The sequence below is a fragment of the Aeromicrobium sp. genome, from assembly GCF_037719875.1.
Classification (GTDB): domain Bacteria; phylum Actinomycetota; class Actinomycetes; order Propionibacteriales; family Nocardioidaceae; genus Aeromicrobium.
The window spans coordinates 53,576-77,009 of record NZ_JBBJMJ010000009.1; the positions used below are offsets into that span (position 1 = coordinate 53,576).

The 23,434-nt window shown below is 67.3% G+C and carries 23 protein-coding genes and 1 tRNA gene; 14 read left to right on the forward strand and 10 right to left on the reverse strand.

Translation table 11 applies throughout. From position 1 onward, the window contains the following. The first annotated feature begins 26 nt into the window (after window positions 1–26). The 3 genes from WKF39_RS10285 to soxR are packed head-to-tail and all read left to right on the forward strand — an operon-like array spanning window position 27 to window position 1,511. A complete protein-coding gene (locus tag WKF39_RS10285; protein ID WP_340388017.1) occupies window positions 27–725 on the forward strand; it encodes an AzlC family ABC transporter permease in 699 nt (232 codons plus the stop codon). Then, window positions 722–1,036 carry an AzlD domain-containing protein gene (locus WKF39_RS10290; protein WP_340388019.1) on the forward strand — a complete coding sequence of 105 codons (315 nt, stop codon included), beginning with the start codon at window positions 722–724 and terminating at the stop codon, window positions 1,034–1,036. The genes WKF39_RS10285 and WKF39_RS10290 overlap by 4 nt, the downstream gene beginning before the upstream one ends. A gap of 25 nt (window positions 1,037–1,061) precedes the next feature. Then, on the forward strand, window positions 1,062–1,511 hold the full coding sequence (soxR, locus tag WKF39_RS10295; RefSeq protein ID WP_340388021.1) for a redox-sensitive transcriptional activator SoxR: 450 nt from the start codon (window positions 1,062–1,064) through the stop codon (window positions 1,509–1,511). 23 nt (window positions 1,512–1,534) lie between these two features. On the opposite strand, the gene lysA is transcribed toward soxR, so the two are convergent. The 3 genes from lysA to WKF39_RS10310 form a co-directional block, all read right to left on the reverse strand. After that, window positions 1,535–2,929 carry a diaminopimelate decarboxylase gene (gene lysA / locus WKF39_RS10300; protein WP_340388023.1) on the reverse strand — a complete coding sequence of 465 codons (1,395 nt, stop codon included), beginning with the start codon at window positions 2,927–2,929 and terminating at the stop codon, window positions 1,535–1,537. Beyond that, on the reverse strand, window positions 2,929–4,593 hold the full coding sequence (gene argS / locus WKF39_RS10305; protein WP_340388025.1) for an arginine--tRNA ligase: 1,665 nt from the start codon (window positions 4,591–4,593) through the stop codon (window positions 2,929–2,931). Before argS ends, lysA begins: the two co-directional genes overlap by 1 nt. 289 nt (window positions 4,594–4,882) lie before the next feature. Continuing rightward, window positions 4,883–5,281, reverse strand: a complete 399-nt coding sequence (locus WKF39_RS10310) for a response regulator (protein ID WP_340388027.1) — start codon at window positions 5,279–5,281, stop codon at window positions 4,883–4,885. A 53-nt stretch (window positions 5,282–5,334) separates the two neighbouring features. Here WKF39_RS10310 and WKF39_RS10315 point away from each other — a divergent pair. Then, a tRNA-Arg gene (locus WKF39_RS10315) sits at window positions 5,335–5,409 on the forward strand. Window positions 5,410–5,628: 219 nt separating this feature from the next. Here WKF39_RS10315 and WKF39_RS10320 read toward each other — a convergent pair. Then, window positions 5,629–5,976: a VOC family protein gene (locus WKF39_RS10320; RefSeq protein WP_340388030.1), complete on the reverse strand. Its 348-nt coding sequence runs from the start codon at window positions 5,974–5,976 to the stop codon at window positions 5,629–5,631. Window positions 5,977–6,112: 136 nt separating this feature from the next. Next, a complete protein-coding gene (locus WKF39_RS10325; protein ID WP_340388032.1) occupies window positions 6,113–6,706 on the reverse strand; it encodes a TetR/AcrR family transcriptional regulator in 594 nt (197 codons plus the stop codon). A 242-nt stretch (window positions 6,707–6,948) separates the two neighbouring features. Between WKF39_RS10325 and WKF39_RS10330 the strand changes: the two genes are divergently transcribed. Genes WKF39_RS10330 through WKF39_RS10340 form a run of 3 tightly spaced genes read left to right on the forward strand, consistent with a single transcriptional unit; the run spans window position 6,949 to window position 9,525 of the window. Next, on the forward strand, window positions 6,949–8,091 hold the full coding sequence (locus tag WKF39_RS10330; protein WP_340388034.1) for a N(5)-(carboxyethyl)ornithine synthase: 1,143 nt from the start codon (window positions 6,949–6,951) through the stop codon (window positions 8,089–8,091). 17 nt (window positions 8,092–8,108) lie between these two features. Then, entirely contained in the window at window positions 8,109–9,023 is a 915-nt protein-coding gene (locus WKF39_RS10335; RefSeq protein WP_340388036.1) for an SDR family NAD(P)-dependent oxidoreductase, read from the forward strand. Between the two features lie 58 nt (window positions 9,024–9,081). Then, on the forward strand, window positions 9,082–9,525 hold the full coding sequence (locus WKF39_RS10340) for an OsmC family peroxiredoxin (protein WP_340388038.1): 444 nt from the start codon (window positions 9,082–9,084) through the stop codon (window positions 9,523–9,525). 11 nt (window positions 9,526–9,536) lie between these two features. On the opposite strand, the gene WKF39_RS10345 is transcribed toward WKF39_RS10340, so the two are convergent. Further along, on the reverse strand, window positions 9,537–10,130 hold the full coding sequence (locus tag WKF39_RS10345; protein WP_340388040.1) for a hypothetical protein: 594 nt from the start codon (window positions 10,128–10,130) through the stop codon (window positions 9,537–9,539). 101 nt (window positions 10,131–10,231) lie between these two features. Between WKF39_RS10345 and WKF39_RS10350 the strand changes: the two genes are divergently transcribed. The 3 genes from WKF39_RS10350 to WKF39_RS10360 all read left to right on the forward strand — a co-directional run bounded on the left by WKF39_RS10350 (window position 10,232) and on the right by WKF39_RS10360 (window position 15,451). Continuing rightward, window positions 10,232–11,278 (forward strand): winged helix DNA-binding domain-containing protein, encoded by a 1,047-nt coding sequence (locus WKF39_RS10350; protein WP_340388042.1) that lies wholly within the window; start codon window positions 10,232–10,234, stop codon window positions 11,276–11,278. 77 nt (window positions 11,279–11,355) lie between these two features. Further along, window positions 11,356–15,243, forward strand: a complete 3,888-nt coding sequence (locus tag WKF39_RS10355; RefSeq protein ID WP_340388044.1) for a multifunctional oxoglutarate decarboxylase/oxoglutarate dehydrogenase thiamine pyrophosphate-binding subunit/dihydrolipoyllysine-residue succinyltransferase subunit — start codon at window positions 11,356–11,358, stop codon at window positions 15,241–15,243. A 31-nt stretch (window positions 15,244–15,274) separates the two neighbouring features. After that, a complete protein-coding gene (locus WKF39_RS10360; RefSeq protein ID WP_340388046.1) occupies window positions 15,275–15,451 on the forward strand; it encodes a DUF6104 family protein in 177 nt (58 codons plus the stop codon). A gap of 83 nt (window positions 15,452–15,534) precedes the next feature. Here WKF39_RS10360 and WKF39_RS10365 read toward each other — a convergent pair whose 3' ends face one another. The 3 genes from WKF39_RS10365 to WKF39_RS10375 form a co-directional block, all read right to left on the reverse strand. Further along, window positions 15,535–16,503: a zinc-binding dehydrogenase gene (locus WKF39_RS10365; protein WP_340388048.1), complete on the reverse strand. Its 969-nt coding sequence runs from the start codon at window positions 16,501–16,503 to the stop codon at window positions 15,535–15,537. Window positions 16,504–16,526: 23 nt separating this feature from the next. Next, window positions 16,527–17,726 (reverse strand): NADP-dependent malic enzyme, encoded by a 1,200-nt coding sequence (locus WKF39_RS10370; RefSeq protein WP_340388050.1) that lies wholly within the window; start codon window positions 17,724–17,726, stop codon window positions 16,527–16,529. A gap of 128 nt (window positions 17,727–17,854) precedes the next feature. Beyond that, a complete protein-coding gene (locus WKF39_RS10375; protein ID WP_340388052.1) occupies window positions 17,855–18,250 on the reverse strand; it encodes a hypothetical protein in 396 nt (131 codons plus the stop codon). A gap of 155 nt (window positions 18,251–18,405) precedes the next feature. On the opposite strand from WKF39_RS10375, the gene WKF39_RS10380 reads away from it, so the two are divergent. After that, window positions 18,406–18,657 (forward strand): WhiB family transcriptional regulator, encoded by a 252-nt coding sequence (locus WKF39_RS10380; RefSeq protein WP_340388054.1) that lies wholly within the window; start codon window positions 18,406–18,408, stop codon window positions 18,655–18,657. A 183-nt stretch (window positions 18,658–18,840) separates the two neighbouring features. Here WKF39_RS10380 and WKF39_RS10385 read toward each other — a convergent pair whose 3' ends face one another. Beyond that, complete coding sequence (locus WKF39_RS10385) at window positions 18,841–20,295, reverse strand: sensor histidine kinase (protein WP_340388056.1); 1,455 nt, start codon at window positions 20,293–20,295, stop codon at window positions 18,841–18,843. Window positions 20,296–20,334: 39 nt separating this feature from the next. On the opposite strand from WKF39_RS10385, the gene WKF39_RS10390 reads away from it, so the two are divergent. From WKF39_RS10390 to WKF39_RS10400, 3 genes are read left to right on the forward strand one after another with little or no spacing between them, the layout of a single operon-like run. Then, window positions 20,335–21,252 (forward strand): DUF2785 domain-containing protein, encoded by a 918-nt coding sequence (locus tag WKF39_RS10390; protein WP_340388058.1) that lies wholly within the window; start codon window positions 20,335–20,337, stop codon window positions 21,250–21,252. Window positions 21,253–21,286: 34 nt separating this feature from the next. Next, complete coding sequence (locus tag WKF39_RS10395) at window positions 21,287–22,975, forward strand: acetolactate synthase (protein WP_340388060.1); 1,689 nt, start codon at window positions 21,287–21,289, stop codon at window positions 22,973–22,975. Window position 22,976: 1 nt separating this feature from the next. Then, window positions 22,977–23,432, forward strand: coding sequence for a GNAT family N-acetyltransferase (locus WKF39_RS10400; protein WP_340388062.1), 456 nt, complete (start codon window positions 22,977–22,979; stop codon window positions 23,430–23,432). Window positions 23,433–23,434 lie beyond the last annotated feature (2 nt).

The window sequence follows — 23,434 nt, forward strand, 5'->3', positions numbered from 1 at the left end:
GGCCGGCCTGATGACAGGCTGGGGGCATGCCCAGCCGTCCCGAACCGCGAGGCGAGGATCGCCGGGCATCGTTCCAGGCGGGGGCGCGTGCTGCGATCCCCTATGCCTCTGTCGGCGCGCTGCTGTCGATGTCATTTGGTGTGCTCGCCCGCGATGCCGGATTCCCGGTCGCGGCAGTAATCGTGATGTCGGCTGTCGTCTTCGCCGGCTCGGCCCAGTTCGCGGCCGTCGCGATCCTCGCGGGCGGCGGATCCGCCGGGGCGGCGATCGCTGCGGCAGCACTCATGAACTCCCGTTTCCTGCCGATGGGGGTCGCCCTCGGTCCGTCCCTCCCGGGCCCGCCGCTGCTGCGAGCCGCCCAGGGGCAGACCGTCGTCGACGCCTCATGGGCGATGGCCAACCGGGGTGATGGAACCTTCGACCGGTGGTTCCTGTTCGGCTCGACGGCCCCGCAGTACGTCACCTGGATGACCGGCACGACGGTCGGCGCGCTGGGCGGCAACCTGCTCGGTGACACCTCGCGCTTCGGGTTCGACGCGATATATCCGATGTTCTTCCTCGCCCTCCTGATCGCCGAGATCAAGGACCGGCGGACAGCTGCCGTGGCCGGAGCCGGTGCGCTCGTCGCCCTGTCGCTCGTGGAGGTCGCCCCGGCCGGCCTCCCGGTGCTCGCCGCGAGCCTCGTGGCGCTGTGGGGACTGCGTCGGCAGGAGCCGAGCAGGTGACGGCCACGATCTGGTGGACCATTGCCGGCTGCACCGTCGTCACTGCATTGATCAAAGCGTTCGGCCCTGTCGTGATGGGCGGCCGCGAGCTGCCGGCCCGTGTCGGCGGCGTGATCGTGCTCATGGCACCGGCCCTGCTGGCCGCTCTCGTGGTCTCGAGTGCGCTGGCCAACGGCGAGCACTTGCACGTCGGCGCTGACACCGTCGGCGTGGCCGCTGGCGCAGCAGTGCTCGTGCTGACCCGCGCCGGCGTCCTCACCTCAGTGCTGGTCGCTGCCACGCTCACGGCAGCGCTCCGCCTGCTGGTGTGACCGGAGCACAAGTATGGTTGAGGTTGTGCCCCCGACGAAGCATCCGGACCTGACCCCTGGCGAGGTCGCCACTCGCGCCGGAGTAGCGGTCTCGGCGCTCCACTTCTATGAGCGTGAAGGACTCATCGAGAGCGAGCGAACTGCCGGCAACCAGCGGCGTTACCACCGCGATGTCCTCCGCAGGATCTCCTTCATCCGTACGTCTCAGGGTCTCGGGATCAGCCTCGCCGCCATCCGCGAAGCGCTCGCGACCCTGCCGGGCGGCAAGGTGCCGACCAAGGCGGACTGGGCACGATTGTCGCGGGAGTGGCGCGCGGACCTGGACGACCGCATCGACCAGCTCCAGCGCCTGCGCGACAACCTCGACGATTGCATCGGTTGCGGGTGCCTGTCCCTCAAGAGCTGCTCGCTCTACAACCCCGGGGACCGGCTCGCCGTCGGCGGCCCGGGGCCGCGTCGACTGCTACCGCGCTGACCGAGAAGACTCCGCGACGGCACTCAGCCGATGTCGAGGGCTAGCAGATCGTCCTCGGTCTCCCGTCGGACGATGACGCGCGCCTCGCCCTCGCGTACGGCGACGACCGCGGCGCGGGGCACGTGGTTGTAGTTGCTAGCCAGCGATCGACAGTAGGCGCCGGTCCCGGGCACTGCGAGCAGATCGCCGGCCCTGACGTCACCGGGGAGGAACTCGTCCTTGACCACGATGTCGCCGGACTCGCAGTGCTTGCCCACGACTCGGCTGAGGAGGGCAGGGGCGCCGGAGTCACGCGATGCCAGCGTGCAGGAGTAGTCAGCGCCGTAGAGCGCCGGCCGGATGTTGTCGCTCATGCCACCGTCGACCGAGATGTAGCGTCGCGAGGCACCGCCGTCGAGCGACACCGACTTGGTGGTGCCGACTTCATAGAGCGTGAACGTCGACGGCCCCGCGATCGCGCGGCCGGGCTCGATCGACAAGTGTGGCAGCGCGATGCCCATCGCGGCGCACTCATCGTCGACGATCTTGAGCATGCCGCGAGCCAGGTCGTCGGGCGTCGACGGATCGTCCTGAGTCGTGTAGGCGATGCCGAACCCGCCGCCGAGGTCGAACTCGGGCATGGCGACGCCGAGCTCCTTTTCGATCTCGGCGTGCAGGCGCAGGACCCGCCGAGCGGCGACCTCGAACCCGTCCGTGACAAAGATCTGTGACCCGATGTGCGAGTGCAGGCCGCGCAGCTCGAGCCCCGGCTCGGCGACCACGCGACGCACAGCGTCGAGCGCGGCTCCGCCGGTGATCGAGAACCCGAACTTCTGGTCCTCGTGAGACGTCGAGATGTATTCGTGCGTGTGCGCCTCGACGCCGGCGGTCACCCGGATCATGACCGGAGCCATGACGCCGAGCTCGGCGCTCAAGTCGCTCAGCCGGTCGATCTCCTCAACCGAGTCGATGATGATGCGGCCGACGCCCACCTCGAGCGCGCGACGCAGCTCGGCGACCGACTTGTTGTTGCCGTGCAGACCGATGCGCTCCGGGGGGAACTCTGCCCTCAGGGCGACGGCCAGCTCGCCGCCGGTGCACACGTCGAGGTTGAGCCCCTCCTCGGCGATCCAGCGAGCCGTCGCCACGCACAGGAAGGCCTTGCCGGCGTAATAGACGTCGGCGTCGGGGAAAGCCTCCTTGAACCCACGCGCACGGCGCCGGAAGTCGTCCTCGTCCACGACATATGTCGGGGTCCCGAACTCGGCGGCGAGGTCGGTGGCCGACTCTCCCGCAACGGTCAGCACGCCCTCGATCTTGGAGACCGATGACGCCCACAGGTGTGGGACGAGCTCGTTGGGGTCCTCGGGCGTACGCAGCCACGCCGGCCCACGATCACCGGACTGACCGTGCAGTGCGCCTGCCTCGTGGGACCTCATCACATACGCTCCGGGGCGCCGACGCCGAGCAGGCCGAGTCCGTTGGCGATGACCTGCCTCGTCGCAGCGACGAGCATCAGTCGCGCACGATGCAGGTCAGTGACTTCCTCGTCGCCCTTGGGCAACACGTGGGCCACGTCGTAGAACTTGTGGAACGCCGCCGCGGTGTCTTCCAGATAGCGCGCGACCCGGTGCGGCTCACGAAGCTCAGAGGACCGCGCCACGACTCGCGGGTAGTCCGCGAGCGCCCGCAGCAGGGCCCCCTCCTGGTCCACCGCGAGGAGCGACGGATCGAAGGTCTCCTCATCGATCACGACGCCGAGGTCGACCGCGTTGCGGATGATCGACGAGAGTCGCGCGTGGGCGTACTGCACGTAATAGACCGGGTTGTCACTGTCCTTCTTGGCCCACAGGTCGAGGTCCAGGTCGATCGTGGAGTCGGTCGAGTAGCGTGCCAGCGCATAGCGTGCGGCGTCGACCCCGATCGCCTCGACGAGGTCCTCGAGCGTGATGACGGTGCCGGCCCGCTTGCTCATCCGCAGCGGCGCACCTTCGCGGACGAGGTTGACCAGCTGGCCGATCAGCAGCTCGAGGTTGACCCCTGGGGTGTCGCCGAACGCGGCGCACATCGCAAGCATTCGGGACACGTAGCCGTGGTGGTCGGCGCCGAGCATGATCAGGCATCGGTCGAAACCGCGCTCGCGCTTGTTGAGGTAGTAGGCCAGGTCGCCGGAGATGTAGGCAGGCTGACCATCGGACTTGACGACGACGCGGTCCTTGTCGTCGCCGAAGTCGGAGGTCCGGAGCCAGGTGGCATCATCTCGCTGGTACATCATCCCGAGCTCACGCAGACGGGTGATGGCTCGATCGACCGCGCCGGACTCGTGCAGGTCGTTCTCGTGGAAGAACACGTCGAAGTCGACACCGAAATCGTGCAGGCTCTTCTTGATCTCGGTGAACATCAGCTCGACGCCGGTGGCCCGAAACAACTCGAGCGCCGCCGCTTCGGGCAGGGTCGTCGCGTCCGGATGCTCGGCGAGCACGGCTGCGGCGATGTCGGAGATGTACCGCCCCCCGTAGCCGTCCTCCGGCGCCTCTTCGCCACGCGCATCGGCCAGCAGGGAGCGGGCGAACCGATCGATCTGCACGCCGTGGTCGTTGAAGTAGTACTCCCGCGTGACCTCGGCACCTGTTGCCGTGAGGATCCGACCGAGGGAGTCGCCGACCGCGGCCCACCGCACGCCGCCGATGTGGATCGGTCCGGTGGGATTGGCGCTGACAAACTCAAGGTTGACCCGCTGTCCGGCATACAGCTCGCTCGTGCCGTATGCCACACCAGCCGCGACGATCTGCGGAGCGAGGGCGCCTTGCGCACCGGCCTCGACCCTGATGTTGAGGAATCCCGGGCCCGCGATCTCGGCACTCGCGATGCCGTCAGCTGCCCCCAGCTCGTCGGCCAGCAGCTGTGCGAAGTCGCGTGGTGGCAGGGCTGCCTTCTTGGCCAGCCGAAGCGCGATGTTGGTGGCATAGTCGCCGTGCGACTGAGCCTTGGGTCGCTCGACGAGAACCTCCGCTGGGACGCCGTCGGGCAGCACGATCTTGCCCGCCTCAGTCAATGAGGTGAGGGCGCCGACGATCGCTGCGGAAAGCTGCTCGGGAGTCACTCACCAAGACTATCTGGCCGCCGCTTCACCCCTTGCGCCTGTCGGAAGGCCCCGAACGTGGACGACCCGCAGGGCTGCGCTCGCCTCCGGGGAGTTGGAGCGCGGTCGAGTGGACAACTCGACGCCCTGCGGGTCGGGTGACTGCGGGAAATTCGCCGCCACCGGCCAGTTCGCAATGACTGAAGTCCTTGCGGCTAGCGGACAGCCACCTCACAAGTCCAAGATCTATTCATTCCTCGAACCACCTCCGTTCCGTGTGGTTCAACGGTACGTCCGAAGCTGCCTTCACTCAAGGATTCCCGTCCTGACGATTCTTGGTGCGACCGATGACATTGCGCACCGTGACGATCAGGAAGTCTGGATCGAACGGCTTCGTGAGATAGGCGTCGACTCCGGCCCTGGTCGCCCGCTGGATGTCTGCGGGGTGCCCTTGTGTCGTCACCATGACGATCGCTATGTGCTTGGTCCGGGGGTCCGCCCGGATCGCGGAGACCGTGGCCACGCCGTCGAGTCGGGGCATCATCACGTCGACCGTGATGACATCGGGCAGCACGTCTGCCGCGCTCAGGAACCGTAGACAATCGGCGCCGTCGACTGCCTCATCGACATCGAATCCGGCGAGCTCCATGTTGGTCCGGATGAGGAATCTGATCGAGGCGGTGTCGTCGACGACAAGCACTCTGGGCACCATCAACACGGTAGTCCCTGTGGGGTAGGCTCACACCGCAGTTGGCCGTATTGGCCCCCGTAGCTCAGGGGATAGAGCGCCGCCCTCCGGAGGCGGAAGCGCAGGTTCGAATCCTGCCGGGGGCGCCACGCGAAACCGGACCTGACGTCGTAAATCCCCGGCGTCAAGGATTCGGGGAGGAGGGCGCCCCGCGCCCGACGGAGTCCTGCCGGGGGCGCCACGCGAAACCGGACCTGACGTCGTAAATCCCCGGCGTCAAGGATTCGGGGAGGAGGGCGCCCCGCGCCCGACGGAGTCCTGCCGGGGGCGCCAACACCAACCGCCGGATCGACTCGTAAATCCCCAGATCAGGGCGTGTGTGCGCCGACGTTGACCACGCGACCTGCGGAGTCCCGGTAGAAGAAGCGAGTCACTCCCCAGGGCTCGTCGGTGAGTGGGTGGATGATCTCCAGCCCCGCTGCCGTGACCCTCTCGAGCGCTTCGTGCACGTCGCTCACAAAGACCGAGACGTCCGGATTCACGGGGGCGGTTGCGTCGCTCGACATCAGGCTTAGCTGATGCCCCGCTTCATCTCCGAGCGTCACGATCCAGCCATGGTCCATGAGAACAGTCATGCCGAGCGCGGCTCCGTGCTCGACGACTGCCTGCTCGAGATCATTCACGGTCAGGTCCGGAAGCACCCGCTCGATACGCACGTCTCAGTGAAGCACGCCTTTCGGGTCCTCGAATTGAGGATCGAGCACAGAAGCACTCGGAGGCGAGGTTGGTGTGCCGGTGGGTCAACGAAACGTTCGTCACGTGGGTGTCGTCCGAACCGGCGGAGCTCCCGTTCTACGTGATGCGTTGGGCCAACCCGTCGAGCCAGGTGTTGAGGTGGCGGTCGTACCAGCCGCGGCCGGCCCATTTTTCTGGGTCGGCGAATCCGGGGATCGAGTGGTCAGGGAGATCGCGTCGGTCCGCGATGCTTTTCAGGCGGGTGGCTTCGATGGCGGATGTGAGAACGAGGGTCCGGATGAACTCGATGGCTGCTGTGGCATCGATGACGCTGAGTCCTTGGTGGTGCAATGAATCGACGTATGGGGTGAGCCTGGAAACGAATCCAGGTGACACGTTGCGGGTCCGGAGTGCGGCGAGGTCGTAGCCGGGGTAGGTGTCACACATGGTCCAGATGGCTTCACCGATCTGCTCGAGCTGCTCGCGCCATGGCAGGTCGATGGCGGGCCATGGTGCTGATTGGGCGATCCGGGTCATGGTGTGGACGACGAGGTCCTCGCGGTCTTCGAAATAGCGGTACAGCCCGGAATGCGCGACACCTAACCTGGCGGCGATCGTGGGCAAGCTGAACGTGTCCAGCCCTTCGGCCAAGACAGCATCGATGATCAGATCCTTGGTCAGAGCCCGCGGCCGACCTCGTATAGCGCCCATCCAGGAAGGCTACGGGACGACCGCGCACCCGCGTGCGATGCACCGAAGTTCGGAAAGGCGAGGTCGGCCTAGCCGACCGCCCTGCACGAGCGGCCGGCGTCCTGGCCACGAGCGATGGATCGGCGTCCACCCCGCCGCCAGGTCTTGGGCGCTGACGCACCGCCCGGGTCCCGTACTCTGTGCGGAGCAGCGGGCAGCGGGCACCAGATCCCGTTGCTAGACCCTCGTCAGACGGAGTCCAGATGGACCAGCTCGCCCTGGGCGTCATCGCCCACACCGCGAAGGAGAACGAGCGGCGCCTGCCGATCCACCCTCGCCACCTCGAGCGGCTCAGCGAGGCCCAGCGACCCCATGTCTTCCTCGAAGAGGGCTATGCCGAAGGTTTCGGGTGGTCCGACGACGAGCTGCGACCGTTCGTCGGAGGCATCCTCACTCGCGCCGAGCTCGTCGCCCGCTGCGACGTGATCCTGCTGACCAAGCCGCAACCCGCAGATCTGCTCGAGATGCGCGAGGGGCAGACCCTGTGGGGGTGGCCGCACTGTGTCCAGGACCCCGCGCTGACCCAGGCGGCAATCGACCGCAAGCTGACCCTCATTGCATGGGAGGTCATGAACCACTGGAGCGGTGACGGCAACTTCCTCCTGCACGTGTTCCACAAGAACAACGAGCTCGCCGGTTACTCCTCGGTCCTGCACGCGATGGAGATCGGCGGCCTGACCGGTAACTACGGGCGCCAACTCAGCGCCGCGGTCATCGGATTCGGAGCCACCGCCCGCGGCGCCGTGACCGCGCTGAGCGCTCATGGCATCCACGATGTCGACATCTTCACGCAACGTGGGGTGGCCGCCGTGAGCGCACCGATCCACTCCGCGCGCATCGTGCACTTCGATCCGGCATCGTCGCCCGCCAAGAGCCGCGCGTTCGTCGACCAGAGCTGGGTCCCCATGCCGGCCCTGCTTGCCGAGCACGACGTCATCGTCAACTGCGTCCTGCAGGATCCCAACTCCCCCATGTCGTTCCTGATGAACGACGACCTGTCGACGCTCGCCTCAGGCACCCTCGTTGTCGACGTCTCGTGCGACGAGGGCATGGGATTCGAGTGGGCCAGGCCGACGACCTTCGACGACCCGACGTTCGTGGTCGGCAACGGAGTGACCTACTACGCGGTCGACCACAGCCCGTCCTACCTCTGGAACTCCGCCACGTGGGAGATCAGCCAGGCCCTGCTGCCATATGTGCCGAAGGTCCTCGCAGGGCCGGCTGCCTGGGACGCCGACGAGACGCTGAGGCGCGCGATCGAGATCCGCGACGGGGTCATCCAGAACCCCGAGATCCTGGCCTTCCAGAAACGCTCGCCGGACTACCCGCACCTCCCGCTTGACTGAGCCCGCATGCTGGGGTCATGGACCGCATCACGACACCCTTTGACATCACCTCGACGGCCCACGACGTCGCCGCCGGCATCGATCTGACCGGCAAACGCGCCATCGTGACCGGTGGGGCGTCCGGCATCGGTGTCGAAACTGCACGTGCCTTGGCCCAGGCCGGCGCAGAGGTCACGTTGGCGGTGCGCGACCTCGCCGCCGGCGAGCGGGTTGCGGCCGACATCCGTAGCACCGCGACGGGTGGCGCGGTCGACGTGCATCCACTGGAGCTCACGGATCTCGACAGCATCGACGCGTTCGCCTCGGCCTGGGATGGTCCGCTCGACCTGCTCGTCAACAATGCCGGCGTCATGGCGACTCCCGAGACATACACCGATCAGGGTTGGGAGCTGCAGTTCGCGACCAATCACCTCGGGCACTTCCGGCTGGCACACGGTCTGCATGAGGCGCTCGCAGCCTCCGGCAAGGCCCGGATCGTGGCGGTCAGCTCCAGCGCGCACTTCCGATCACCGGTCATCTTCGACGATCTGTTCTTCGACTTCATGCCCTACGACCCGTGGGCCGCCTACGGCCAGTCCAAGACCGCAAACGTGCTGTTCGCGGTCGAGGCCACCAGGCGCTGGCGCGCCGACGGCATCACCGCCAACTCCCTGATGCCCGGGGCCATCGCGACCAATCTGCAGCGCCACAGCGGTGGGGCAACGACTCCGCCCGACCAGCGCAAGACGATCGAGCAGGGCGCCTCTACCTCGGTCCTGCTCGCGACGAGTCCGCTGCTCGAGGGCGTCGGCGGGCGCTACTTCGTCAACAACCAGGAGGCCGTCGTCGTCGACCGTCCCACCGATGACATGACCGGCGTCGCGGCCTATGCGCTCGACCCGGGCAACGCCGCGCGACTGTGGGACGTCTCCGTGGAGCTGCTCGGCACCTGAGCCGCCTGTGGCGGTGGCCGGTAGCGTCATTCGTACAGACATCGACGAGAGGAACAACATGCCCACACGCACAGCACGCACAGCCTGGGACGGCAGCTTCGAGACCGGCTCGGGGCAGGTCGAGCTCACGAGCTCGGGCCTCGGAACGTTCGAGGTCTCGTTCCCCAAGCGGGCGTCAGACGATGGCGGGGGTGTGACCAATCCCGAGGAGCTGTTGGGCGCCTCGCACTCGGCTTGCTATGCGATGCAGTTCTCAGCCCTGCTTGGCCAAAAGGGCGGCACGGTTCAGTCGCTGGAGATCAAGGCGGATGTCTCCCTGGGCCCCGACCCCGACGGTGGATTCATGCTGACCGGGATCGCCCTGACCGTGCGCGGAGAGGTCGACGGCCTCGATGAGGCAGGTTTCGTCGAGGCCGCTGAAGAGGCCAAGGCCAGCTGCCCGATCAGCAAGGCTCTGACCGGCGTCGACATCACCCTCGACGCCACCCTCGAGACCGCCTAGACGACCTCGAGTCAGGGCTTCGGCGGGGCGAGGGTCTTGGAGGTCGAGGTCTTCTCCTCGCCGCCGTCGCGGTCCTCGATCTCGAGCCGCGCCTGGAGCGGCTTCTCCGGATCGTCCAGACATGCCAGCGGAAGGCTCATCGTCAGGCGTGGCGCCTTGATGCGCATCGACGAGCCGGCGCACGCGAACTGCTCGTCCAGCCCGTCCTTGACGAGGAAGAACTCCGGGGTCACGAAGGCGCCGCGCGAGTCACGGAAGGTCCTCAGCTTCCAGAGCACCTCGCCGCTGTCCTGACCCAGCACCAAGGTCACGCTGTCGAACTTCTTGAGGTCGATGTCCGGCAGATCTGCGGCCAGTCCGACGGCTGTCGCGGACCGGGCCACCGTCGCCTCCTTGACGGCAATCGCCGCCGGCGCATCGCCTGATCCCGAGAGATCCGCCTGCGGCGTCGTCGACGTTGCGGTGGTCTGAGCCGGCTTGGGTGCGGCCGGGGTCTCGTCGCCGCCGCGAGTGATCAGGTATCCGACGACGATGACCCCGATGACCGTCGCTGCGGCGATCGGCACCACCAACCGATTGCGTCCTGTCGTCGGTTCAGAGCTCATCGTGTCCACCTCGTGTGTCGTCGCGGGTCAGAGCGAGCCTAGAGCAATTGCAAGCCAGAACCTCACGGCGAAACGTCAGCGCCCTGCGGGATGCTGGTCCGGTGAAGCCCACGATTCCCGGACGCCTGCACGCCCAGGGGCTCGTGCAGCCGCGGTTCGACTCGGCAGCCGAGGTCGTACGACACCTAGGTTGCATGCAGTCGCAGCTGCACGACATGGCGCTGTGGGCCGTGGCCCGACGTATGCGGGGCGCCACTCTCTCGAGCCTGCAGGAGGCGTTCGACCGTGGCGACTTCCTCCGCACGCACGTCCTCCGGCCGACGTGGCACCTGGTCGATCCCGCCGACATCCACTGGCTGCAGGCGCTGACAGCCCCACGGGTCGGCCGGCTGATGGCGTCCAGCAACACCGCGATCGGATTGTCTGAAGAACGCCTCGACCAAGGCTCCGCCGTGATCCTCGACGTCCTGTCCGACGGAATGCCGCACCAGCGCGCCGAGCTGGCCTCGGCTCTCGGCGCGGCTGGGCTCGAGCACCAAGGGCAGGCTCTGGCCCACATCGTCATGCATGCCGAGATCAACGCGCTCATCGCCAGCGGGCCGATGCAGGGCAAGCAGCACACCTACGTCGCGCTCCCGCCACAGCCCGTCGAGCTGACCCACGACGAGCTGCTCGCGCAGGCGGCGCGCCGCTACGCCCGCGGCCACGGACCGTTCCGCGACAAGGACTTCGCGTGGTGGACCAGTCTCACACTGACCGACAGCCGTCGCGCGATCGAGCTCGCGGGTCTCCGACCGCTCGAGACCGGCGGAGTGGCCCACTGGATGCTGGACGATCCGGTCGTGATCGAGGCCCCTCGGGTCCTCCTGCTGTCCAACTTCGACGAATACATCTCCTATGCACGCGATCCCGAGGACTATGCCGGGTTCGACGGCACTGCCAACGACGTGATGCGGGGCAGCGGCCTGCTGATGATCGACGGCCGACTGTCGGGCACCTGGACCCGCACGATCACCGCCAAGACGGTCGACATCGTGGTCAGTCGGGCCCGCCAGCTCTCGGCCACCGTCCGGCGCCGGCTCGATGACGAGGCCGCCGCATTCGGGCGCTTCGTCGAGCGCGAACCGCGAGTCGTCATCGCAGACTGATCTCGGCGCGAAGATCGGGCCGAGCCTGCCTGCGCTCCGCTGGGGCGTCGCGTTAGGCTGTTGAACGTAGTTTTCGCATGAGCGCCAGCACACAATCGGAAGAGGCGATCGAGGCTGTGGCCGAGTCCTCCCCAGACCAGTCAACACCTGATTTCGGCACGAATCAGTGGCTCGTCGAAGAGATGTACGAGCGATTCCAACAAGACCCGGCCTCGCTCGACGACACCTGGGTGACATTCTTCAAGACCGGTGACGGCGCGGGTATGACTGGTGGTGCCGCGAACGGCACGACCGCCAACGGGACAAAGGCCACATCGGCCGATCCCGCCGGGCAGGTCAAGCCCGCCGAACCCGTCGAACCGGACGAGGAGTCGGCCCCACCCGCGAAGACTGCCGCGCCAAGCCCTGCTCCGACCGCTCCCTCATCGAAGACTCCCCCGGCCGCCAAGACCGAGCCCGCCACTGCAACACCCGCACAGAGCCAGGTCGCCGCACCGGTCCACGACGAACCCTCCGCGCCCGCGCCGCCAGCCAAGGACGCCCCCGCCAAGCCCGTCGCATCAGTGGTCACGCCCAGCGGCAAGCCCGCCGAAGCGCCCAAGAAGACCGAGCCCGGAGACGTCCAGAACGTCATCCTGCGCGGGGCCGCGGCGCGTACCGTCGCCAACATGGACGCCAGCCTGGCCGTCCCGACCGCCACGAGCGTCCGCGCAGTGCCGGTCAAGCTGCTGTTCGACAACCGCATCGTGATCAACAACCACCTCGCCCGCGCCCGAGGCGGCAAGGTGTCGTTCACCCACCTCATCGGCTGGGCGATCGTCAAGGCGCTCAAGACCATGCCGGAGATGAACACCGGTTTCGAGGTCGTGAACGGCAAGCCCAACCAGCTCAAGCCCGAGCACATCAACTTCGGCCTCGCGATCGACCTCAAGAAGCCCGACGGCTCCCGTACGCTTCTCGTCCCGTCGATCAAGGCCGCCGAGACCCTCAGCTTCGCCGGCTTCTGGGCAGCCTACGAGACGATGGTCAAGAAGGCCCGCGACGGCAAGCTGGAGGTCTCGGACTTCCAGGGCACGACAGTCAGCCTGACCAACCCCGGCGGAATAGGCACCAATCACTCGATCCCTCGCCTCATGCAGGGGCAGGGCGTCATCGTCGGCGTCGGCTCGATGGAATATCCCCCGGAGTTCCAGGGCGCCAGCGAGCACACCCTGGCCCAGATGGCGATCTCCAAGATGATGACCCTGACGTCGACCTATGACCACCGGGTCATTCAGGGTGCTCAGTCCGGCGAGTTCCTCAAGAAGATCCACGCCCTGCTCCTTGGCGAGGAAAACTTCTACGACGAGATCTTCCGGGCCCTCAAGATTCCTTACGAGCCGATCCGCTGGGCCCAGGACATCGCGGTCAGCCATGACGACGAGGTGCACAAGCAGGCCCGCGTCCTGGAGCTGATCCACGCGTTCCGCGTGCGCGGTCATCTGATGGCTGACACCAACCCCCTCGACAACCAGCCGCGCAGCCATGCCGACCTCGACACGGCATCGCACGGACTGACGCTGTGGGACCTCGATCGAGAGTTCGCCACCGGATCGTTCAAGACCGACAAGCGCTTCATGAAGCTGCGCGAGATCCTCGGCATCCTGCGTGATTCCTACGCCCGCACGATCGGCCTGGAGTACATGCACATCCAGGATCCGGGCGAGCGAGCGTGGTTCCAGGAGCGGATCGAGCGCCCGCACACCAAGCCGCCGCGCGAGGAACAGCTGCGCATCCTGCAGAAGCTTAACCAGGCCGAGGCCTTCGAGACCTTCCTCCAGACCAAGTTCGTCGGTCAGAAGCGCTTCAGCCTCGAGGGCGGCGAGACCACGGTCCCCGTGCTCGACGAGATCTGCGAGGCAGCTGCCGCCGACGGACTCGACGAGGTCACGATCGGCATGGCCCACAGGGGACGGCTCAACGTCTTGGTCAACATCGCCGGCAAGCACGCCAGCTCGGTCTTTCGCGAGTTCGAGGGCAACATCGATCCCCGCACCGTCCAGGGATCGGGTGACGTCAAGTACCACCTCGGTGTCGAGGGTGAGTTCTCCTCCGGCAACGGCGACACGATCAAGGTCTCGGTTGCGGCCAACCCGTCGCACCTAGAGGTCGTCGATCCGGTGTTGGAGGGCATCGCCCGCGCCAAGCAGGACCGCCTCAACCGGGGCGCGGACTACCCCGTCCTCCCCGTGCTCGTGCACGGGGACGCCGCCTTCGCCGGTCAGGGTGTCGTCGCAGAGACGCTCAACCTCTCCCAGCTGCGTGGCTACCGCACCGGTGGCACGATCCACCTGATCGTCAACAACCAGGTCGGCTTCACGACCTCGCCGTCGTCATCGCGTTCGTCGACCTACTGCACCGACGTCGCCCGGATGATCCAGGCACCGGTGTTCCACGTCAACGGTGACGATCCTGAGGCGTGCATCCGCGTCGCGCACCTGGCCTACGAATATCGCCGGACGTTCCACAAGGACATCGTCATCGACCTCGTGTGCTACCGCCGACGCGGCCACAACGAAGGCGACGACCCGAGCTTCACCCAGCCGCTGATGTACGACACGATCGAGAAGAAGAAGTCGGTGCGCAAGCTCTACACCGAGGCCCTCGTCGGTCGAGGCGACATCACGCTCGAAGAGGCCGAAGCGGCACTCAGCGACTACCAGGCGCAGCTCGAACGCAACTTCAAGGAGGTCAAGGAGGCCGCCACAGATCCCGGCTACTCGCGGACCCCGGACTACCCGGACAAGCCCGAGCGCGCCGGCGAGCTCGTCACGGCCGTCACGCCCGAGACGCTCAAGTCCATCGCGGACTCCTACACCAACGTCCCCGAGGGCTTCACGGTCCACCCCAAGGTGCTGCCCCAGCTGCAGCGCCGCGCAGCATCCATCACGGCCGGCCCGATCGACTGGGGCACGGGCGAGATCATCGCGATGGGATCGCTGCTCCTCGACGGACGACCCGTCCGGATCTCTGGCCAGGACACCCGCCGCGGCACCTTCGCGTCGCGCTTCGCAACGATCATCGATCGGGTCAACGCCAACGAGTGGACGCCGCTCGCCAACATCGGTGACGAGCAGGCCACGTTCTACGTCTATGACTCCCTGCTCAGCGAGTATGCCGCGCTGGGCTTCGAGTACGGCTACTCCGTGGCGCGCCCCGAAGCCCTCACGATCTGGGAGGCGCAGTTCGGCGACTTCATCAACGGCGCCCAGTCGGTCATCGACGAGTACATCTCCTCGGGTGAGACCAAATGGGGCCAGAAGTCCGGCGTCGTGCTGCTGCTGCCGCACGGCCACGAGGGCCAGGGCCCCGATCACACCTCGGCCCGCATCGAGCGCTTCCTCGAGCAGTGTGCGGACAACGCCATGACGCTCGCGCAGCCGTCGACCCCCGCGTCCTACTTCCACCTGCTGCGCCGTCAGAACCTTGAGAGCCAGCACCGTCCGCTGATCGTCTTCACGCCGAAGTCGATGCTGCGGAGCAAGGCCGCCGCCTCGCAGCCCGAAGACTTCACGTCCGGCAAGTTCCGCCCGGTGATCGGCGACGACTCGGTCGATGCCAAGTCGGTCGAGCGGGTCCTGGTGTGCTCGGGCAAGATCGCCTGGGACCTGTTCGCCGAGCGCGAGAAGCGCGAGTCCGGTGAGTCACGCACCGCCATCATCCGCCTGGAACAGCTATACCCGCGGCCCACGTCCGAGCTCAACGCCGAGGTCGGCAAGTTCATCAACGCCAAAGAGGTTCGCTGGGTGCAGGACGAGCCGGCCAACCAGGGACCGTGGCCGCACGTGGCGCTGCACTTCAGCGGCGAGTTCGGCGGTCTCCCGCTGCTGCGGGTCTCACGTCCGGAGTCGTCGGCGCCGTCGGTCGGCTCGCACGCCCGTCACGTCCAGGAGCAGGCGACGCTGATGCAGCAGGCCTTCAGCTGATCGACGCTTCGCCGGGGTCAGGAGGGACCTGATGTACTTCACGGATCGCGGGATCGAGGAGCTTCAGACCCGTCGTGGGGATGAGGAGGTCACGCTGGCCTGGCTGGCCGAGCGGCTCAGCGAGTTCGTCGATCTCAACCCTGAGTTCGAGGTCCCGGTCGAACGCCTGGCAACCTGGCTGGCGCGCCTGGACGACGATGATGAGTGAGAACCAACGAGCTCTGCGAGCGAGCGTCTCAGCAGGTTGAGCCGAAGCGCCGTGAAGCGGCCCGCTCATCGAGACCCGCAAGGCTAGAGCGTCAGGACGATCTTGCCGAAGACGCTGCCGTCGATGACCGAGGCGAGACCGCTTGCGGCCTCAGCCATGGGGATCTCCCGGTCGATCAGCGGGCGAGTCCCTGTGACATCCATGAACTGGGCGAGACCGTGAAGCTCGTCCCGGGTGCCCATCGTCGAGCCGTGCACCCGCATCTGCTGGAAGAAGATCCGGGTCAGCTCGGCGTGGGTCGGGGCGTCACCCGAGGTCGCGCCGGCGATGACGATCGTGCCGCCGGGCCTCATCGACTTGACCGAGTGCGACCACGTGGCCGCGCCGACGGTCTCGATGACCGCGTCGACCTTGGTGGGCAGGCGAGCGCCGGCCTCGAAGGCCTGATGGGCGCCGATCTCGACCGCCTTGGCTCGCTTGTCCTCGTCGCGGCTCGTCGCATAGACCCGGAATCCCGCGGCGCGGGCCAGCGTGATTGCGGCAGTCGCGACACCGCCACCCGCACCCTGCACCAGGACCGTGTCGCCCTGCTTGAGCCCGGACTGGGTGAACAGCATCCGATAGGCCGTCAGCCAGGCCGTGGGCAGGCAGGCCGCCTCCGCGAAGGACATACCGGCCGGCTTGGCCACGACGTTGCGGGTCGGGACCGTGACCTTCTCTGCGAAGGTGCCCTGGTGACGCTCCGACAGCAGGGAGCGCTTGGGATCGAGGGTCTCGTCGCCGCGCCACGACGGATCGCTGATGACGGCGTGCACCAGCACCTCGTTGCCGTCCTCATCCAATCCGGCGGCATCACAGCCCAGGATCATCGGGAGAGACTCCTCGCGCAACCCGACTCCCCGGAGTGACCAGACGTCGTGGTGATTGATCGACGCAGCCTTAACCGTCACTGTCGTCCACCCGTCAGGCACCTGGGGGTCGGGGCGCTCGCCGACAACCAGACCGCTCAACGGATCCTTCGGATCGATCGTTCCTGCATAGACGGCGAACATGCGACTCCTTGTGGAGGGTTGGGTCAGTACGGGCGGCGGGCCAGGCCCTCGCGACGCGCCGTGTCGGTGACGGCGCGCGCGACTGCCGAGGCGACCCGGGGGTCGAATGGCGACGGGATGACATACGTCTCGCTGAGATCGTCGCCAACCAGATCAGCGATCGCGTTGGCAGCCGCGAGCTTCATGCCCTCGGAGATCCGGGTGGCGCGCACGTCGAGGGCTCCTCGGAATATGCCCGGGAAAACGAGGACATTGTTGATCTGGTTGGGGAAGTCCGAGCGACCGGTCGCGACGATGCGCGCATGCCGGCGCGCGATGTCGGGATGTACCTCGGGATGCGGGTTGGCCATGGCGAAGACGACGGAGTCCGGAGCCATCGAGGCGACTGCGACCTCGGGGATCGTGCCACCGGAGACACCGATGAGCACGTCCGCCCCATCGAGCGCGTCGTTGATCGAGCCCGCCGTTGCCCACGGAGCCGTGGCTTCGGCGATCCCGGACTTGACCGCGTCGAGCCCCGGACGGCCGGGGTGGATGACTCCCGTGCGGTCGACCACGGCGATCTTGCGGACGCCGGCGGACTGCAGCATCTTCATGATCGCAACGCCGGCTGCCCCGGCGCCGGAGATCACGACCTTGAGGTCATACATCTCGCGCTCGGTGAGCCGAGCGGCGTTGATCAGCGCTGCGAGCGTCACGACAGCGGTGCCGTGCTGGTCGTCGTGGAAGACCGGGATCTCGAGGCGCTCAATCAACCGGCGCTCGATCTCAAAGCAGCGTGGGCTGGAGATGTCCTCGAGGTTGATCCCGCCGAAGGTCGGCGCGAGGCGCACGATCGTCTCGACGATCTCATCGACATCTGTCGTGTCGAGCGCAACCGGGATGGCATCAACGCCACCGAACTGCTTGAACAGCACGGCTTTGCCCTCCATGACCGGCATCGAGGCGGCGGGACCGATGTCGCCGAGTCCAAGCACCGCGGTGCCGTCGGTGATGACCGCGACGGTGTTGGAGACCCACGTGTATTCGTGGGCCAGGGCCGGATCGGCGGCGATCGCCTCACACACCCTGGCCACGCCCGGGGTGTAGGACATCGCAAGATCCTGCGCGTTGCGAAGAGGGACTGTGGCCGAGATCTCCATCTTCCCGCCGCGATGCAGTGCGAAAATCGGGTCGCTCGGGTCGGGCGTGTCGGAGTGCACGTTGATGTCTGTCGCAACCATGTTGGAGATTCCTCGGGACGTTTCCGTGAGTTCGTCGTCGGGACCGATCAGGTCGCCGGTGCAGCCAGAGGCCGCAAACTGCATCCGTTGAGCAGGATCCAGACGGGTTGTGCCCGGATGTCAGTCTCTCACACGGGATCTGGCGGACTGAGCGCCCGGGTGACGGGCGGTGCCAGCAGGCACACCAGGGTGACGACCGCAGAAGCGCCAACCAGTCCGGTGATCCAGAGCGGTACGTCCGCGAGGTTGAACGCGATGATGAGCTGGATGATCTGGGTGACCACCAAAGGGCTGCGCGCCCAGTAATCGCCCTCTGTGACGCGCCACACCGCCCAAGCCTGGAAGACGCCGTAGACCGCGAGGATCAGCGCCACCCCGATGCCCACTCCGGCCCGATCCCGAGTCAGGTCGATGGCGCCCAGCGCGGCCAGGACCAGGCAGGTCAGTGCCTCTGCAAACACGATCACGGTGGCCACGATCAGCAGGGTTCGGGCCGTTCCTGCCGGCCGTCCGGGAGACGTCACGGCGTCAGCGTACGAAACGTGTGACTCATCCGACAATTCGCGCGACGCGTTGCCCTTGTAAAGCGGTTGAAATGTTGAAAACATGGAGGTCAAGCCTTGGAACGGGTCAAACAGGCCTGCCCAAGGCGCAACACCGAACGGGAAGGAGTGTCCCCATGGATTGGCGTCATCGTTCAGCATGCCTAGATGAGGACCCTGAGCTCTTCTTCCCCATCGGCAACACGGGTCCTGCCATCTTGCAGATCGAAGAGGCCAAGGTCGTATGCCGCCGCTGTGATGTCCGCGAGCAGTGCCTGCAATGGGCGCTCGAGTCCGGGCAGGATCACGGTGTGTGGGGAGGCTTGAGCGAAGACGAACGTCGTACGCTGAAGCGCCGCAACGCTCGGGCACGTATTCGTACTGCCTGACGTACGCACGTATCGGTGAACCCCGTGGCCTCGGCCGCGGGGTTCTTTGCATCCCTCGGCGGCGGTTTACCACGGTCCCTACGCAAGCCGTTCATCTCCTCTTGGCAAGCGTCGTCCGCCCGAGGACAATCTCCCCCGGGCGGACGGCGTTTGCGTAGGGACCGTGGTAAACCGTGCGGGGGGTTAGAGGTTGAGGGAGATGGCGACGGTGGTGCCGCCGCCGGCGCGCTGCTCGAAGGCGAGCGAGCCGTGCAGCTCTCCCTCGACGAGCGTCGTGACGATCGACAGGCCGAGGCTGCCTGACGGATCGAAGTCCGCCGGCAGGCCTGCCCCATCGTCGCTGACCCGCAGGCGAACCCGGTCACGGATGCGATTGACCGCCAGCGTCAACGTGCCGCCACGCTCGTCGAAGGCGTGGGTCGACGCATTCTGGATCAGCTCGGTCAACACCATCGCGAGCGGCGTGGCGACCGCCCCGGGCAGCAGACCGAACGAGCCGATCCGGTCCACCTGGACACGTCCGGTGCCGGAGGTCTCCTCGGCGACATCGAGCACCGTTCGGAGCAACCGATCGGCGATCTCGTCGAAGGCCACGTTGTCATCGAATGACTGGCTCAGCGTCTCGTGCACCAGCGCGATCGAGCCGACCCGGCGCACGGCGTCGTCGAGTGCAGCACGCGCCTCGGGCAGCTCCATCCGGCGGCCCTGCAGTCGCAGGAGGGCGGCAACGGTCTGCAGGTTGTTCTTGACCCGGTGGTGGATCTCGCGGATCGTCGCCTCCTTGGAGACGAGCTCACGCTCGCGGAGCCGCAGCTCGGTGACGTCCCGCAAGAGGATCAGCGATCCGCTGCGCTGCCCGCGGGACCGTAGCGGAATGACGCGCAGCAACAAGGAGGCGGCGGCGTTCTCGATCTCCGCCTCCGTGCTGGCGTCCCCGCCCAGCATCCCCCTGGCGCCGCGATCGGTCGGGCGGCGATCAACCAGCCTCGTCGTGACGTGGCCCAGCTGCGTGCCGACCAGATCGCCGACGAGGCCCAAGCGGCGGTATGCCGACATGGCGTTGGGACTGGCATAGAGCACCGTGCCGGCAGCGTCCGTACGCACGAAGCCGTCACCGACGCGCAACGAGTCAGCGAGGTCGGACCGGCTGCCCGGAAGCGGGAAGTCGCCGCGGCGGATCATCTCCGCCAGCTCGCCGGCGGCCCGGAAGTAGGACGCTTCGAGCAGGCTCGCGGTACGAAGCCCCGACTCGGCGCTGCGCCGCGACACCACGGCGATGACACGCCCCTCGCGGGTGACGGGGATGGTCTCGACCAGGATGCGCCTGCCGTCGGCGAGCTCCTCGGACTGCTCAACGCCGATCTCGCCGGTCACGAGGGCTTCTTCGAGCTGATCGATCCGGCCGGCCGGGAGGAAGGTGCCGGCGACATCCTCGAGCAGTGTGGTCGGCCCCGTGGTCGGGCGGATCTGCGCGCCGGCCCACATCCCCTTGGCCTCGGCGTCCGGAACCCACAGCACGAGATCGGCGAACGACAGGTCCGCGATGATCTGCCAGTCGGTCACGAGCGCGTGCAGCCAGCCGACGTCGTCGGAGCTCAACGACGTCTGGAAACGGGTGATGTCGTCCAGCGAGGGCACCCGGCCAGAGTAGTGCGCAGGCCGTGGCACGATGGTTGAGTGTCTGAGGCGTACTGGCAATCGGTGATGCAGAGCGGGATGGATGTGCCCGCCGATCGCAGCCTCGATGAGTGCACCGTCGAGCTCGTGGAGATGCTCGGCCACTCCAACCCCCGGTGGCGCGAGGACCTCGCCTACCCGTTGCTGACCACCTGGATCACGCGAGGCGTCTACGACGAGCTGCTGTCCGGCCTGGGCGACGGCATCGCGCCGGGGCTGCGCTACGGCCTGGGCCATGACGGCGACATGTCTGTCATGCGTCGCTCCTACAGCGCGCTGATGCTCGCCGAGATCATCGGCCGAGACAACAACGAGCACCTGATGTCCGCCGGGTCGGTCCTCGACTGGGCTGACCGGGCCACTGCCTGGTATGTCCGCGAGCAGGATCATCGCGGGTGGATCCCCGAGCAGGGCTGGGCCAACTCGATTGCCCACGGGGCCGACCTCCTGGCCGCCCTCGCCCGTTCGCGGCACTTCGGGCGACTCGAGCTCACGGTGCTGCTGGACGTCATGGCCGACCGGGTGCTGACCCCGACGGCATACATCTGGCGTCATGGCGAGGAGGACCGGTTGGCCTATGCCGTCATGACCCTGCTCCATCGCAACGAGCTGGACCCCAGCATCGTCGAGCCGTGGCTGGCCCGTCTCGGCGCCGGGATCGTGCCACCACGGACGCGTGGACACCTCGAGGCCGAGTGGCCCTCCCCCAGTGTTCGCAACACCTCGTCATTCCTGCGGGCACTGCACCTCCAGCTCGCACTCGGCGTGCAAGGCCGCGACGACCTGCGCGCCGATGCCGAGCTGTTCGCCGAGCAGCCGGCTCACCGCGCCGACCTGCTCCTCGCGGTGCTCGACCAGATCCGGGCCGAGCAGCCCTGGCTCTACCGCCCCACGACCCGGACCCGGCCGCTCACCTGACACCTGCGCACTACCGTCCAGTAACCTGCGTCACATGACTACTGACCAGCCGGCCGTGGGCCACACCAGAGAAGGTCATGGCGGAGTCCATGCCTTGGACGTCGCGCGGGCGCATGGCGTCGAGACGATGTTCACCCTCTCGGGGGCCCATGTGTTCCCGATGTATGACGCAGCGGTCAAGACCGAACCGACCATGCCGATCATCGACGTGCGCCATGAGCCGACCGCCGTCTTCGCGGCCGAGGCGATCGGCAAGCTGACCCGCAAGCCGGGCCTGGCCGTCCTGACTGCCGGACCAGGCGTGACCAACGGGGTCAGCCCCATCGCCCAGGCCAGCTTCTCCGGCTCACCGCTGGTCGTCGTGGGCGGTCGCGCGCCCAACAACCGGTGGGGTTCGGGCAGCCTGCAGGAGCTCGACCAGCCTCCGATCCTCGAGACGATCTCGAAGTCGTCGGCCACGGCACGCACCGTGGATGACATCGCCCCGACGATGGACCAGGCGTTCACACTCGCCGGCTCGTCACACCGCGGCCCGACATTCGTCGACGTGCCGATGGACGAGTTCTTCAACACCACGACGACCACCACGCAGTCGTCGGGCAACACCACGCCCCTGATCGAGCCCGATCCCGAGGCGCTGGCGCAGATCGCCGAGCTGCTCCGTGGGTCGGCCCGCCCCGTGCTCGTGCTCGGCACCGACGTGTGGGCCGATCGCGCCGAGGATGCGGCGCTGCACTTCGTCGAAGAGACCGGCATCCCGGTCATCTCCAACGGCATGGGTCGCGGCATCATCCCCGGCGGACATCCCCAGCTCGTGACGAAGGCCCGCTCGACGTCGTTCGGCCAGGCCGATCTCGTGATCGTGGTCGGCACACCGCTGGACTTTCGTCTCGGCTACGGCATCTTCGGGGGCAAGGACGGCGCGACCCCAGCGCGTACGGTGCACGTCGCCGACTCCCCCGGACAGGTCTCGACCCACGCCGAGCTCGCCGCCTCGGCCTGCGGCGACCTCACGACAGTCTTCACCGGGCTGTACACATCGCTCGTCTCCCCATCTCAACACGGTCGCAGGCCCGACTGGACGCCTTGGCTCAACACCCTGCAGACCGAGGTCGGTGCGGCCACCGAGCGCGACAAGGAGCTGCTCACCGCCGAGGCCGATCCGGTCCACCCCGCCCGCATCTACGGCGAGCTGCTGCCCCGGCTCGCCGACGACGCCGTCGTGATCGGCGACGGCGGCGACTTCGTGTCGTTCGCCGGCAAGTTCGTCGAGCCCAAGCGGCCGGGCGGCTGGCTCGACCCCGGCCCCTACGGGTGCCTCGGCGCCGGCATGGGAGCCGCAATGGCCGCGCGCATCGCCAGACCGTCGAGCCAGGTCGTGCTGCTCTACGGTGACGGCGCGGCCGGTATGTCCCTGATGGACGTGGACAGTCTCGTACGGCACAACCTGCCGGTCGTCATGGTCGTCGGCAACAATTCGGCGTGGGGCCTGGAGAAGGGCCCGATGCAGTGGCTCTACGGCTACGACGTCGCCGCCGACCTCGCGCCACAGACCCGCTACGACCAGGTCGTCACGGCGCTCGGCGGTGGCGGCGAGATGGTCACCGACCCGAAGCAGATCGGTCCGGCTCTCGACCGTGCCTTCGACTCCGGCGTGCCCTATCTGGTCAACGTCATGACCGATGTCGACGCCGCATACCCGCGCAACACCACAGGCATCTGAGTTGCTGGTCCGGGTCGCGCTCGAGGACGAGTATGTCGCGGTCGGCACGCTGACCGTCGCCGGTTACGACGCAGACGGCTGGCTCGCCGATGCCGCGCCGCGAGGTCGCGACAGCGTCCTCCTGGTGGCAACCGAGGGCGACGAGCTGCTCGGCACCGTCACCTGGTGCCCGCCCGGGGCACCCACCCGTGAGCTCGCGGTCGAGGACCACCAGGGCGAGTTCCGTACGCTCTCGGTCGCACCCGGAGCGAGGCGTCGTGGGGTGGGACGAGCGCTGGTCTCGAGCTGTCTCGACCGGGCGCGAGCTCTCCTGCTCACCGAGGTGCTGCTCTGCTCGCTCAACGACATGACTCCGGCACACCGGCTCTACGAGTCGTTCGGATTCGTCCGTCGACCTGAGCTCGACTGGTCCCCGTTCCCCGGCGTCAGCTTGTGGGCCTTCTCCCTCGAGCTCTGAGC